Origin of the sequence: Xanthomonas dyei (assembly GCF_002939865.1) — a bacterium.
GTDB classification, from domain to species: domain Bacteria; phylum Pseudomonadota; class Gammaproteobacteria; order Xanthomonadales; family Xanthomonadaceae; genus Xanthomonas; species Xanthomonas dyei.
Window position 1 is genome coordinate 111,630 of the sequence record NZ_MDEE01000004.1, and the last position, 13,810, is coordinate 125,439.

The window sequence follows — 13,810 nt, forward strand, 5'->3', positions numbered from 1 at the left end:
CAATCACCCGATGAATACGCCTCAAGTTCCCACACGTGCGCAGATCTGGGTCGATGCCGACGCCTGCCCTGCGGTGATCCGCGACATCCTGTTCCGCGCCGCCGCCCGCACCGGCATTGCCGTGACTCTGATCGCCAACCACTATCTGAGTACACCCAGCCTTCCCCATGTCCGCGCCTTGCAGGTGCCCGGTGGCCCGGACGCGGCCGACGACGCGATCGCCGAACGGGTGGCCGCAGGCGACCTGGTGGTGACCCAGGACATTCCGCTGGCTGCACGCGCGCTGGAAGCCGGCGCCACTGCCCTGGGCCTGCGCGGCGAAGCGTTCACCAGCAACACAATCAAGGAGCGCCTATCGGTCCGTGGCTTCATGGAGGAGTTGCGCGGTGCAGGCATCGCGACCGGCGGGCCGCCGGCACTGCACGCACGCGATCGTCAGGCATTCGCCGCCCAACTGGACCGCTGGCTGGCCGCGCAACCGCGCACGCCGACCTAACGCGCCGCAGCTGGAGCGGGCGCGTATCATGAGCGCCCTTTGCAATCGGCATCCTGATGGCTCTCACCGCCACCGTCCGCAGGGCGGAACTTCAGATCAGCGACATGGACCGCGGCTACTACGCCAACCATTCGCTGACCCTGGCCCAACACCCCTCCGAAACCGACGAACGCCTGATGGTGCGGCTGCTCGCGTTCGCCTTGTTCGCCGACGACCGCCTGGAATTTGGCCGTGGTCTCAGCAACGACGACGAGCCCGACCTGTGGCTGCGCGACTACACCGGCGACCCGGATCTATGGATCGACCTCGGCCAGCCCGACGAGAGTCGCGTGCGCAAGGCCTGCAACCGTTCGCGCGAAGCGGTGGTGATCGGTTACGGCGGCCAGGCCACCGAAACCTGGTGGAAGAAGCGTGCCAATGCCATGGGCCGGCACCGCAACCTGCGCGTGATCGAACTCGAATCGCAGGCCACCGAGGCCCTGGGGGCGCTGATCCAGCGCGGCATGCGCTTTGACGTGATCATCCAGGACGGCGAAGTGCAGATGCTGGCCGACCACGGCAGCGTCACCCTGACCCCGATGGTGCGGCAAGCGCCAGCCGAATGAACATGCGTTGCGACGTGCTGGTCATCGGTGCCGGGGCTGCCGGGCTGATGAGCGCCTTCACCGCCGGCCGGCGCGGCCGTCAGGTGCTGGTGCTGGACCACGCCAACAAGGTCGGCAAGAAAATCCTGATGTCCGGCGGTGGGCGCTGCAATTTCACCAATACCGGCACCACGCCGGGCAATTTCATTTCCGCCAATCGCCATTTCTGCAAGTCCGCGCTGGCGCGCTACAGCCCGGGCGATTTCGTGGAGCTGGTCGAGCGCCATGGCATCGCCTATCACGAGAAAGAGCTGGGCCAGTTGTTCTGCGACATCTCGTCCAAGCAGATCGTGCGGCTGCTGCTGGACGAGTGCGAGGCAGCCGGGGTGCAGATCCACACCCAATGCGAGGTGCGCTCGGTCCGCCGCGACAGCGACGGCTTCACGCTGGACACCAGCCTGGGACGCGTGCAGGCGCAATCGCTGATCGTCGCCACCGGCGGGCTGTCGATTCCCAGCATGGGCGCCAGCGGCTTCGGCTACACCCTGGCCAAGCAATTCGGCCATGCGCTGCTGCCGACGCGCGCCGGACTGGTGCCGCTCACCCTGAGCGGCAAGCATCAGGAACGTCTGCAGGAGTTGTCCGGCGTCGCCCTGCCGGTGGAGGCGCACTGCAACGGGACCAGCTTCCGCAACTTCATGCTACTCACCCACCGCGGCGTCAGCGGGCCGGCGATCCTGCAGATCTCGTCCTATTGGCAACCTGGCGACGACTTGCGGCTCGACCTGCTGCCGGGACACGACGCGGGCGCATGGCTGCGCGAGCAGAAGCAGCAACGCGGGGCCACCGAGCTGCGCAATGTGCTGGGCGATGTGATGCCGCGACGCTTTGCGCAGCGCCTGTGCGAGGTGTGGTTGCCGGACAAACCTGTGCGTCAGCTGGATCCGCCGCAGCTGCAGAGCGCGGCCGAGCTGCTTTCCGCCTTCCCGCTGATCGCCAGCGGCACCGAGGGATACCGCACGGCTGAAGTCACGTTGGGTGGTATCCACACGGATCAACTCTCCAGTGCGACCATGGAGTCGAAGCTGGTGGCCGGCCTGTACTTCGTCGGCGAAGTGCTGGACGTCACCGGCTGGCTGGGTGGCTACAACTTTCAATGGGCCTGGGCGTCGGGACATGCCGCCGGTAGCGTGGCCTGATGCCTCTTCGTCGCGTGGAAGCGTGGCCCAAGTCTCACACCGGATGCGGTCTTGTCCACAGACATGGACGCAGTCGATGACCTTCGTGTATTAAAGCCCGTCGCCAGGGAGTTGCGCATGCAAAGAGGTAAAGATCTCACCCTCCGCCTGATGATCGTCGACGACAGTGTCGAGCGTGCGGAGGCGATCGTGACAGCGCTGCGCAACGGCGGCATCGCGGTGCGGCCTTCGCGCCCGCAATCTCCGGAAGAGCTCGCCAGCATGCTTGCCGGGCAGATCGATCTGGCCCTGCATGGACAGGCGCTGCAGATTCCGATGAGCACCCTGCAGCAGCAGATCGCCGGCAGCGGCAAGGACATTCCGATCATCCTGCTGGCCGAGCGCATCGAAGAAAACGCATTGGTCGAGGCCGCTGCGCACGGCATCCGCGCAATCGTGCTGCGCCACCGCCCCGAACACCTGCTCTCCCTGGTGCGTTCGGAATGGGCCGACCTGCAGGCGCGTCGCGGCCTGCGTCGCATCGAAGCGCAGATGCGCGAAACCGAGCGCCGCTGCGATGCCCTGATCGCCTCCTCGCGCGATCCCATCGCCTATGTGCACGAAGGCATGCATATCCGCGCCAACGAGGCGTATCTGGAAATGTTCGGCTTCGAGTCGTTCGACGATGTCGAAGGCGTGTCGCTGCTGGACATGATCGCCGCGCAGTACGTCGACGACTTCAAGCAATTGCTCAAGGCCATGGCCAAGGGCGAGCCGCCGCCGGCGCAGTACAAGGTCGACGCGCGCCGGCTGGAAGGCGACACCTTCCCGGCGACGATGGAATTTGCCACCGCCACCTACGAAGGCGAGCCGTGCATCCAGGTGGTGTTCCGCCGCCGCGAGGAATTCGACCCGGAACTGGCGCGCGAGGTCGAAGACCTGCGCCAGCGCGATCAGGTCACCGGCCTGCTCAACCGGCCCACCTTCATGGTGGCGCTGGAACAGGCGGTGGCGCGCGCCGGCCGCAGCGAAGGCCAGTCCGGCTTTCTGCTGATCGAGCCGGATCACTACGCGCGCATCCTTCCCGAGATCGGCCTGGACTCGGCCGACGCCTTGATCGCGGCCATGGCCGCGCATGTGGCCGGTATAGTCGATGAAAGCGTGGTGGCTGCGCGCTTCGGCGAGCACAGCTTTGCCTTGCTGCTGGACGGCAACTACGCACGCACCCACGCGCTGGCCGAAACGGTGCGCGATGCGTTTGCGCAGCATGTTTTCAGCGTCGGTTCGCGCTCGGCCACGGTCACGGTGAGCATCGGCGGCGTGCAGATCGGCGAAAAGATCGCCAGCATCGGCCAGGTACTCAATCGCGGGACCGAGGCGGTGCGCACCACCGCCGAACTCGGCGGCAACGCGGTGAGCATCTACGACCCGGCCGCCTCCGACCGGGCCGAGGAAGAGCGCATCGAACGCTGGGTCGAGCAACTGCGCGAGGCATTGGTTGGCGATGGCTTCCTGCTGCATTACCAGCCGGTGCTCAATCTGCAGGGCGAGCCGCTGGAGCTGTATCAGGCGTTCCTGCGCCTGGATCGCAATGGCGAGATGATGTCGCCCAATGCCTTCATGGCCATTGCCGAAGAGCACGACCTGATCACCGAAATCGACCGCTGGGTGGTGGCGCGCGCCATCCGTCAGCTCGGCGAGCGGCAGCGTGCGGGGCACAAGACGCACCTGCTGGTGCGCATCGGGCCGAACTCGTTCTCCGACCCGCAGATGATCGACACCATCCGCGAACAGTTGGCGGTATACGGCGTGCCCGGCGAGCGCTTGTGGTTGCAGACGCCGGAATCGAAGGTGTTTACGCACCTGCGCAATGCGCAGCAATTTCTGGCGGCGGTGTCGGCGATGGGCTGCAAGGTCGGGCTGGAGCAGTTCGGTTCGGGCCTGGACTCGTTCCAGCTGCTGGCGCATTTCCAGCCGGCCTTCCTCAAGCTGGACCGAGGCATCACCGGCGACGTCGCCTCGGCCCGCGAGAGCCAGGAAAAGATCCGCGAAATCACCTCGCGCGCGCAGCCGGCCGGCATTTTGACCGTGGCCGAATTCGTGGCCGATGCGCAGTCGATGAGCAGCTTCTTCAGTGCGGGAGTGGATTATGTGCAGGGCGATTTTGTCGCACCGACCGGCCCGCTGATGAACTACGAATTCGGCTGACCCAACCGAAAGCCGGCAACGCAGCACAACAAAAAAACCCGCAATGCGCGGGTTTTTTGTTGTCTTTCAAGCCGATACGCAGTCGACCGGTTTCCAACCAGGCGATGCAGCGGGCACTGTTGCGTTGAGCATGGGCGGCGCGCTCGTGTGGCCGTTGCACCAACGATCGATGCTGATCACGGCAGCGCCTTGCGCATCACACGGCGCCGCTGCGATCTCGGGGGCCGCTTACAGTGCCGCACCATTGGCCGCACGCAACGCCGTAATGCGCTCGGTCAGCGGCGGGTGGCTCAGGAACAGCCGACGCAAGCCGTCGCCCACCCCACCGGAGATGCCGAACGCCTGTACCTGCGAGGGCAAGGTGCTCTGGCCATGGTTGAGCGACAGCCGCTCCAGCGCGGCGATCATCTTGTTGCGTCCGGCCAGCTGCGCGCCACCGGCGTCGGCACGGAACTCGCGACGGCGCGAGAACCACATCGCGATCATGGTCGCGAACATGCCAAGCACCATCTCCAGCGCGAACACGATGATGTAGTACGCAAAGCCGCGGCCGCCCTCGCGGTTGCCCGACAAGGTGCTGTCGATGATGCCGCCGACCACGCGCGCCAACACGATCACGAAGGTATTGAGCACGCCTTGCAGCAACGCCATGGTGACCATGTCGCCATTGGCAACGTGGGCGATTTCATGACCCAGCACTGCTTCGGCCTCGTCCTGGCTCATGTTCTGCAGCAGGCCGGTGGAGACCGCGACCAGGGCATTGTTGCGATTGGCGCCGGTTGCGAAGGCATTGATTTCCGGGCCCTCGTAGATCGCCACTTCCGGCATGCCGATGCCGGCGGCCTGCGCCTGGCGCCGCACCGTCTCCAGCAACCACCGCTCGGTCGGGGTGCGCGGCTCGGTGATCACCTGCGCACCGGTGCTGCACTTGGCCATGAATTTGGACAGCAGCAGGGAAATGAACGCGCCGCCGAAACCGAAGATGGCGCCCATCACCAGCAAGCCGCTCATCTGCGCAGAGTTGACGCCCAGGACCGACATCACAATGCTGGCGAGGAACAACACCGCCAGGTTGGTCAGCAGGAACAGGAAAATGCGGTTGAACATGACGCGCTTGCTCCACTCATGCGGGGTGAACTGGTGCGGAGTTGCGGCCGTCGCGGCTTGAAATCAAGCAAGCACCTGACCGACGATTCAGCTGCTTATGCCATCGCCTCCCTACCGCGGCCGCTTCGCGCCCTCCCCGACCGGCCCCCTGCACTTCGGCTCCCTGCTGGCGGCGTTCGGCAGCTGGTTGCTCGCTCGTCATGCCGGTGGGCAGTGGTGCGTGCGTATCGAGGACATCGACCCGCCGCGCGCCGAGCCAGGCGCGTCCGAACGCCAGCTGCGCAGCCTGGCCGCGTTCGGGCTGGTCTCGGACTTGCCGGTGATCCGGCAATCGGACCGCGATGCGCACTACAGCGACGCCATCGCCGCACTGCTGGAGACCGGGCTGGCGTTCGAATGCAGCTGCAGCCGCGCCGATCTGGCGCAGATGGGCGGCATCCACCACGCCTGCGTGGCGGCGCTGGGCGACCGGCGCGCGGTGCGCCTTCGGGTGCCGCCACAGGCGCCGGTCGGCTTCGACGATGCCTTACAAGGCCATGTGCTGCAGGACGTCTACACCGACGTTGGCGATGTGGTGCTGCGCCGTGCCGATGGCTATTGGGCGTACCAGTTGGCGGTGGTGGTGGACGATGCACTGCAAGGCATCACCGATGTCGTGCGCGGCGCCGACCTGCTCGACTCCACCCCGCGCCAACTCCTGCTGCAGCGCGCCCTGAACCTGCCGCAGCCGCGCTATCTGCATCTGCCGCTGATCCTGGATGCCGATGGCCGCAAGCTGTCCAAATCGCATGGTGCGCCCGCACTGGACGACGCCGACCCGTTGCCTGCGCTGCGTGCCGCCTGGCAGGCGCTGGGCCAGCTGGCGTCCGCCCTGCCGCGGCATGCGGGCATCGATGCGCTGCTGCAGCATGCCGTGCAGCATTTTTCGCCCGAGCTGCTGACGCGCACGGCCACCCAGGGCAGCAATGGGCGCGCATCGCAGCCCGGGCGTGACTAGAATTGCGACCCAGCACCGGCATCCGGGCGCGGCGCCTGCGCCGGCACCCTGATCGCCCCGGCCTTACCCGCTTATTGGAGTCGTCATGACATCTCGCGTCGCATTGGTCACCGGCGGCACCGGCGGTATCGGTACCGCCATCTGCAAGCGTCTGGCCGACCAGGGCCACAAGGTGGCCAGCAACTTCCGCAACGACGAAAAGGCGCGCGACTGGCAGCAGCGCATGCAGGCGCAGGGCTACACATTTGCCTTGTTCCGTGGCGATGTGGCGTCGTCCGAGCATGCGCGCGCCCTGGTCGAGGAAGTGGAAGCATCGCTGGGGCCGATCGAGGTTCTGGTCAACAACGCCGGCATCACCCGCGATACCACCTTCCACCGCATGACCGCCGAGCAATGGCACGACGTGATCAACACCAACCTCAACTCGGTGTTCAACGTCACCCGCCCGGTGATCGAGGGCATGCGCAAGCGCGGTTGGGGCCGGGTGATCCAGATCAGTTCCATCAACGGGCTCAAGGGCCAGTACGGCCAGGCCAATTACGCAGCTGCCAAGGCCGGCATGCATGGCTTCACCATTTCGCTGGCGCGCGAAAATGCCGCGTTCGGGGTCACGGTCAACACGGTCTCGCCCGGCTATGTGGCCACCGACATGGTGATGGCAGTGCCGGAAGAGGTCCGCGCCAAGATCGTGGCCGACATCCCCACCGGCCGGCTGGGACGCCCGGAAGAGATCGCCTATGCCGTGGCGTTTCTGGTGGCGGAAGAGGCCGCCTGGATTACCGGCTCCAATCTGGACATCAACGGCGGGCACCACATGGGCTGGTAACGTTTGCTGCAACTTTGCGGTGCAGCATGGATTCGAGCCAAAAACCATGTTGCGCAACATTTTTAATGTGTCCGCTTCAGCAAATAAGGCCTTTTGGCTGTTGCAACCGCTGCTGCGCTGCGCCATCCTGCGCGCACTATCAGTGTGAGTGAACGTTCCATGGCCGGACTTCGCATCATCAAGAAGTATCCCAATCGCCGTCTCTACGACACCGAGATTTCCAGCTATATCACCATCGAAGATGTGCGCCAGTTGATCATCGACGGCGAGGAGTTCGAAGTCCGCGATGCCAAGAGTGGCGAAGATTTAAGTCGTGCCGTCTTGTTGCAGATCATTGCCGACCGGGAACAGGACGGCGAGCCGATGCTCTCCACCCAGTTGCTGAGCCAGATCATCCGGTTCTACGGAGACTCGCTGCAGGGCTTCATGGGTAACTACCTGGAGCGCAGCATGCAGGTGTTCCTGGACCAGCAGCAGCAGTTCCGCCAGCAGATGGGCAACCTGCTCGGGCAGACCCCGTGGGCGATGATGAACCAGCTCACCGAGCGCAACCTGGAGCTATGGCAGGAGTTCCAGCGCAACTTCGGCGCCGGTTTCGGTCGTCCGGGTGGCCCTGGCACACCGCCGACCCCGCCTGGCGCCGGCAGCATGGGCAGCGGCCCGATGGGCACCGGTACGCACGGTGCGTCCAACAGCCACAGCAGCACCACCGGCAAGGCCCGCAACCGCGGATGAAGCCACTGCTCGCGCCTTCCAGCCTGAGCGGCTGGAGGCGCGACTGGTCAGTGGCCAGCCTGCTGCGCGCAAGCCGAGCAGATCCGCTCTACGTGGTAGCCGCGCGCACGCAGGCGCTCCACCACACCGTCGTTCCCCAACAGATGCAGGGCGCCTACCACGACCAAGGTGGTTCCGCTGCCCTTGCCCAGCTGTTTTTCCAGCCGCGGCACCCAACGCGCATTGCGTTCGACATTGATGTCCTGATACAGCGCCGGGTACTGGCGGCGCATGTCTTCGGCCATTTGCGTGGATAGCGTATGCACGTCGCCGTCGCGCCAGGCCGCATGCAGCCGACGCAGCTGATCGGTGGTCTCGGCTTCGTCCAGCGCCTCTTCCAGCAGCTGATGCTGCTCGGTGGGCGACATGCCATCCAGCAGGGCGATCTGTTCTTCGGCGCGCTCCAGGCCGTCGGTGGGCTTGCCCTTGGCCTGCGCCTGATCCATCAGGTAATGATCCAGACCCGCGTTCGCGTCCATGCCTTGCCGGCTCATCTCGGCCAGGCTGATCGATAGCGCGACGAACCAGGGTTTGAGCGACTGCAGGGCGTCGATCGACATGCCGTACTTGCGCGCGTAGGCACTGAGCGCCTGCCAGGTCTTTGCGTCCAGCACGTCCTGCAAGGTGCGGCCATCGGTGCGTCGTGCCACTTGCAGCATGCGGCTGGCCAGCTGCGGCGATTGCGCATCCGACGGCGGCAGCTCGAACAGCAGACGGTCGGCCTTGGCGAATGCCTGCATCACATCCGGCGACAATGGGTAATCGCTGGGCTTGAGCACGTGGAACGAGCCCAGCAGATAGAGCGTGCCGCCCTTGCCGTCGACTTTCCACAACAGCGGCACCGGCGGGCCGGCAGGTGCGTCGTTGGCACCGCGCGCCCAGGCCGGTGCGGCCGCCCCGCTCCATAGCGCCAGGCCGATCAGCGCGCCACTGCACCAGGCGGCAATGCGCGCACGCAGGCGCACCGTCATCGCATCAACGTTCACCGTTCACCGTATCCACCTCATCACGTCAGTGCGGCACCTTGTAGGTTTTCTCGCCGGCCGAGACCGCCAGATCGATCCGGTTTTCCGGCGGCGGCAACGGGCAGGTTGCGAAGGGAGTGAACGCGCACGGCGGGTTGTAGGCGCGATTGAAGTCCACCACCACATGACCGGACGCATCCGGCACGTCCACGTCCAGGAAGCGCCCGGCCGGATAGCTGCCGTGCCCACTGGTGCGGTCGGCGAATACGACGAAGGCCGGCCGCCCAGGTTCGCCGATCGTTTCCAGCCGATATGTCTTGCCATCGCGCTCGAAGACGATGGCGCCGGCGTTGGGCTGCTCGCTACTGATGCCGACGATGTCTATGATCGGGATGGTCTTGCCGACATCGTTGGGCACGTAGCGTGCGGTGATGCGCCAGGAAGGATCTGCCGGCCAGTATTCCAGCCCGGCGAATTTGCTGCGCGATGGCGCGTCGGCGTGCTTGACCCGCAGCGCGTCGCGGTCGCCGCGATGAATCAGGCTGAGCACGCCCTTGCCATCGTCGAAGTGGATGAACGTGGGCTGCGGATCGCGATCGGACTGGAAGCGGATCTTGCCGGTCAGCGGCTTGCCATCCACGCTGAGCGCAGCGCCACGTTCGGGCACGAACCACACCGCCCCACCCTCGCTGGACACCATGCCCATCTTCGGCGGCCCGACCGCAAGCCGGATGCCGCTATCGGCGCTACTGCCGATGTAATGCGCTTTCAGCGACAGCCAATGCAGCCCGACCAGGCTGGTCCAGCCATCGGGCGCACGCAGTTCATTGATCCGGCTTTCGCGCCAGGCGGCGTTGTCGGCCAGGAATGTCTTGTCCAACGCCACCGGCGCGGCAGGCGGCGGCGCATCGCGCCCACATCCGACCAGCGCCGCTGCCACCAGCATGCCGAGCAGCCAGCCCTTCCCCGTGTGCACTGCCATCATCGCCCCCTGAGAAACCAACGATCGATATCGCTCAGCGTAAACCGAGCCCAGGTGGGTCGGCCATGGTTGCATTGACCCGAGCGCTCGGTGGCTTCCATATCGCGCAGCAGCGCGTTCATTTCAGGCACGGTGAGACGTCGATTTGCGCGCACCGCGCCGTGGCAGGCCATGGTCGACAGCAGTTCGTCGCGTGCGCTGGCGATGCGGCGGCTCTGACCGTGCTCGCGCAGGTCGCCCAGCACATCGCGCAGCAACGCCTCCGGCTCGGCATTGGCCAGCAAGGCGGGAATGCTGCGAACGTGCAGCGATTGCGGGCCGGCGCGGGTGATCTCGAAGCCCAGGGTCGCCAGCGTCTCGGCCTCGCGCTCGGCGGTATCTGCTTCGCGCTCGCCCACTGCCAAGGTCATCGGCACCAGCAACGGCTGCGCATGCAGACCGATGCTGTCGTGTGCGTTCTTCAGCCGCTCGTAGCCGATGCGTTCGTGCGCAGCGTGCATGTCCACCACGATCAGGCCTTCGGCGTTTTCGGCCAGGATGTAGATGCCGTGCAATTGCGCCACGGCGTAGCCCAGCGGCGGCACGCCGCTGTCTTCGGCCGTGGCTGGCAGGCCGGTCCCGGAGAACTGCAGCAGGCTGGCGGACTGCTGCGCGCTGCCAGATGGCGGCGCATACAACGCGCTATAGGCTGCACGCGCTTCGTCCACACGCAGACCCAACGGCGTCTGCGAGGGCGTCCAGTTGGCGTAGCTACCTGAGCCGCCACCATTGCCAGGTGCGCCGGCATACGGTGCGGCACCGCCGCCGACGGTGCTGCTCATTTCACCAGCAGGCGCGTAGCCGGCACCGTCGCTGCCGATGCTGTTGGGCGTGGCGCCGGCGCGCGTCTGCGCCAGCGCATCCTGCAGGGTGCGATAGACGAAGTCGTGAATCAGCCGCGCTTCGCGGAAGCGCACCTCGTGCTTGGCCGGGTGCACGTTAACGTCCACGCGCGCCGGGTCCAGCTCCAGAAACAGCACATATGCCGGTTGGCGGCCATGGAACAACACATCGCCATAGGCCATCTTGACCGCGTGCGCCACGCTGCGATCACGTACCGAGCGGCCGTTGACGTAGAGATACTGCTGGTCGGTGCTGGCCCGCGAGTAATGCGGTTGCGCGACCCAGCCATGCAGGCGCAGGCCGGCAGCGCTGTGATCGACCCGCAAGGCCTGGCGCGCGAAATCCTCGCCCAGGGTTTCGCCCAGCCGCGCATCCGAGTACAGATCCCCCGGCTTGTAGCGGCGCGACGGTTTGCCGTTGTGCGAGACGCGCAATTCCACATCCGGGCGCGCCAACGCCAACGAGCGCAGCCACTCTTCGATGTGCCCGAGTTCGGTGCGTTCGGCACGCAGAAACTTGCGCCGCGCCGGCACGTTGAAGAACAACTCGCGCACTTCCACCGTGGTGCCGGGCGCATGCGCGTGCGGCGTTACTTCGCCAAGCCGCCCGCCTTCGATCTGCAGGGCCGAGCCGTGTTCGGCATCGTGACGCCGCGACATCAGCGTAAAGCGGCTGACCGAGGCGATCGAAGGCAAGGCTTCGCCGCGGAAGCCGAGCGTGGCGACGGTTTCCAGATCGTCCAGCGAGGCGATCTTGCTGGTGGCATGCCGCGACACCGCCAACGGCAGTTCATCGGGCGGAATGCCGCCGCCGTTATCGCGGATGCGGATCAGGCGCACGCCGCCCTCTTCCAAATCGATATCCACGCGAGTGGCGCCGGCATCGAGGGCGTTTTCGACCAGCTCCTTGACCACCGATGCGGGCCGCTCGACGACTTCGCCGGCAGCGATCTGATTGATCAGGATCTCGGGTAACTGACGGATCGCCATCAGCGCGCGCTTTGGCGCTGGCAGCGCAAAACAGGGTGCATCGCGGGTGTAGCAGGCAAGACGAACGTCGGCACGGCAATCCGGCGGCGCGCAGGCGCCGTCGCTCAAGGAATCAGTGCGGAATGATAGCCGAGCGGGTCAGCGACTGCCGCCGGCCACGGTGCCGACGGCATCGGCTTCGGCCTGCGCGCGCGCGGCAAACAAGGTGCCCGGAGGCGGCTGACGGGTGAAGAAGGTATCGATGCCATCCAGCACGGCGGCGGCGATCTTGCGCTGGTAGGCCGGGTCGATCAGCCGGCGCTCTTCGTCCGGGTTGGAGATGAAGGCGGTTTCCACCAGCATGGCCGGCATGTCGGAGGTGCGCAGCACCGCGAAGTTGGCGCGTTCCAGCTGCGGCTTGTGATTGTTGCCGATGCGCTTGAGGCCACCCAACACGTGCCCGGCGGCATCTTCGGAGGCCTTCATGTGGCCGCTCTGTGCCAGGTCGAGCAGCACATTGGCCAGCGTGCTTTCGGTCTGTTGCAGACGCACGCCACCGACCAGATCGGCGGCGTTTTCCTTGTCGGCCAGCCAGCGCGCGCGTTGCGAGGAGGCGCCCTTGGTCGACAGCACATACACCGACGAGCCAGTTGCACTGCGATTTTCTGCAGCGTCGGCATGAATGGAAATGAAAATGTCGGCCTTGGCGGCACGCGCTTTTTGCGCACGCATCGGCAACGGAATGAACACGTCGCTATCGCGGGTCAGGTACGCCTTCATGCCGGGCGTGGCGTTGATCTGGCGCGCCAGTTCGCGGCCGACCGCCAGGGTCACGTCTTTTTCGCGCTTGCCGGTCGGGCCCATCGCGCCCGGATCCTGGCCGCCGTGGCCGGGGTCGATGGCGACGATCAGCGGCCGCATGCCGGGCGCCATCTTGATCCGCGAGGCCTCGCTGGGCAGCACCGGGCGCGGCGGGAGATCGTCGTCTGCACTGGCGCCGGGCGCAGTGCCAGAAACGACCGAGCCGCCGGCCGCCGCCATCGGCGTGCTGCCGCCATTCAAGATTGCGGCAGCGGATGCGCTGCCTGCGGACGTTGCACCGGTCGCAGGAGTGGCGGGATTCACGGCGACACGATTCGCCGGATTGCCGACCGGAGCCGTCTGCGTGGCGGCCGGCGTTCCCGGACGCGGCGTCGGCACACCGGTGGCAACGGTGGTTGGCACCGCTGCAGGCGTGACAGTGGGCATCGCCGAAGCAGGCACGACGACCGGCGCGGGCGGCTGCGGCGTAGGTGTTGGCGGTACAGACGAGGCACGCTGCGCGGACGCAGCCAGGGCCGCGGTTGCGCGTGCGGCTTCGGCCTGCGCGTTGACGGGACGCGGCGGCGGCAGTGCGGCAGGCGTGCCGGCCGCAACGGGTGTGGCAGCGGCTGGCGCCGGATCGCCCGGCCATTCGATCACCAGGGTGGAGGCACTGCCCAGCGTCTGCATCTGCGGCTTGAGCGCGGTGACCGGACTTGCCAGCTCGAACACCACCCGGAACGTACCCGGCACAGGTTGCCCGGTGCGCACCGAAGTGACCAGACCGCTCGCCGGCGGCAACTTCAAGCCGCGTGCGGCTGCCGAATCCGGAAAATCCACGACCAAACGGTTGGGGTTGGCCAGCGACAGCGTCTTGAAACCGCCGCTACCGACCAGCTGAATTTCTGCACGCGTGCCAGTGGCGCCGGTGCTGACACCAACACCCTTGATTTCGCCGGCCCACGCAGCAAAAACCGCCAGGCTGAGGCTGGCGGTCAGGGCGGAAGCGCAGAAATGTCGGATCCCCGGTGTCATGGCGCTG

At 66.2% G+C, this 13,810-nt stretch carries 12 protein-coding genes; 7 read left to right on the top strand and 5 right to left on the bottom strand.

Annotated elements, in window-relative coordinates:
• Positions 1 to 10 precede the first annotated feature (10 nt).
• The 4 genes from XdyCFBP7245_RS05165 (at position 11) to XdyCFBP7245_RS05180 (ending at position 4,466) form a co-directional block, all read left to right on the top strand.
• Positions 11 to 496, top strand: a complete 486-nt coding sequence (locus tag XdyCFBP7245_RS05165) for a YaiI/YqxD family protein (protein ID WP_104614687.1) — start codon at positions 11 to 13, stop codon at positions 494 to 496.
• Positions 497 to 552: 56 nt separating this feature from the next.
• On the top strand, positions 553 to 1,101 hold the full coding sequence (locus XdyCFBP7245_RS05170; protein WP_104614688.1) for a YaeQ family protein: 549 nt from the start codon (positions 553 to 555) through the stop codon (positions 1,099 to 1,101).
• Positions 1,098 to 2,279: a BaiN/RdsA family NAD(P)/FAD-dependent oxidoreductase gene (locus XdyCFBP7245_RS05175; protein WP_104614689.1), complete on the top strand. Its 1,182-nt coding sequence runs from the start codon at positions 1,098 to 1,100 to the stop codon at positions 2,277 to 2,279. The genes XdyCFBP7245_RS05170 and XdyCFBP7245_RS05175 overlap by 4 nt, the downstream gene beginning before the upstream one ends.
• Positions 2,280 to 2,396: 117 nt before the next feature.
• Positions 2,397 to 4,466 (top strand): GGDEF/EAL domain-containing response regulator, encoded by a 2,070-nt coding sequence (locus XdyCFBP7245_RS05180; RefSeq protein ID WP_104614735.1) that lies wholly within the window; start codon positions 2,397 to 2,399, stop codon positions 4,464 to 4,466.
• Between the two features lie 228 nt (positions 4,467 to 4,694).
• On the opposite strand, the gene htpX is transcribed toward XdyCFBP7245_RS05180, so the two are convergent.
• Positions 4,695 to 5,573, bottom strand: a complete 879-nt coding sequence (htpX, locus tag XdyCFBP7245_RS05185) for a protease HtpX (RefSeq protein ID WP_104614690.1) — start codon at positions 5,571 to 5,573, stop codon at positions 4,695 to 4,697.
• Positions 5,574 to 5,670: 97 nt separating this feature from the next.
• Between htpX and gluQRS the strand changes: the two genes are divergently transcribed.
• The 3 genes from gluQRS (at position 5,671) to phaR (ending at position 8,131) form a co-directional block, all read left to right on the top strand.
• Entirely contained in the window at positions 5,671 to 6,570 is a 900-nt protein-coding gene (gene gluQRS, locus XdyCFBP7245_RS05190; RefSeq protein ID WP_104614691.1) for a tRNA glutamyl-Q(34) synthetase GluQRS, read from the top strand.
• 85 nt (positions 6,571 to 6,655) lie between these two features.
• Entirely contained in the window at positions 6,656 to 7,396 is a 741-nt protein-coding gene (gene phbB / locus XdyCFBP7245_RS05195) for a beta-ketoacyl-ACP reductase (protein ID WP_104614692.1), read from the top strand.
• A 159-nt stretch (positions 7,397 to 7,555) separates the two neighbouring features.
• A complete protein-coding gene (phaR, locus tag XdyCFBP7245_RS05200) occupies positions 7,556 to 8,131 on the top strand; it encodes a polyhydroxyalkanoate synthesis repressor PhaR (RefSeq protein ID WP_104614693.1) in 576 nt (191 codons plus the stop codon).
• Between the two features lie 47 nt (positions 8,132 to 8,178).
• On the opposite strand, the gene XdyCFBP7245_RS05205 is transcribed toward phaR, so the two are convergent.
• From XdyCFBP7245_RS05205 to XdyCFBP7245_RS05220, 4 genes are all read right to left on the bottom strand, one after another.
• A complete protein-coding gene (locus XdyCFBP7245_RS05205) occupies positions 8,179 to 9,141 on the bottom strand; it encodes a TraB/GumN family protein (RefSeq protein ID WP_104614694.1) in 963 nt (320 codons plus the stop codon).
• Between the two features lie 40 nt (positions 9,142 to 9,181).
• Positions 9,182 to 10,117, bottom strand: coding sequence for a DUF1684 domain-containing protein (locus XdyCFBP7245_RS05210; RefSeq protein WP_104614737.1), 936 nt, complete (start codon positions 10,115 to 10,117; stop codon positions 9,182 to 9,184).
• Positions 10,117 to 11,988: a DNA mismatch repair endonuclease MutL gene (mutL, locus tag XdyCFBP7245_RS05215; protein ID WP_104614736.1), complete on the bottom strand. Its 1,872-nt coding sequence runs from the start codon at positions 11,986 to 11,988 to the stop codon at positions 10,117 to 10,119. Before mutL ends, XdyCFBP7245_RS05210 begins: the two co-directional genes overlap by 1 nt.
• 138 nt (positions 11,989 to 12,126) lie before the next feature.
• Positions 12,127 to 13,803 carry an N-acetylmuramoyl-L-alanine amidase gene (locus XdyCFBP7245_RS05220; RefSeq protein WP_211287641.1) on the bottom strand — a complete coding sequence of 559 codons (1,677 nt, stop codon included), beginning with the start codon at positions 13,801 to 13,803 and terminating at the stop codon, positions 12,127 to 12,129.
• Positions 13,804 to 13,810 lie beyond the last annotated feature (7 nt).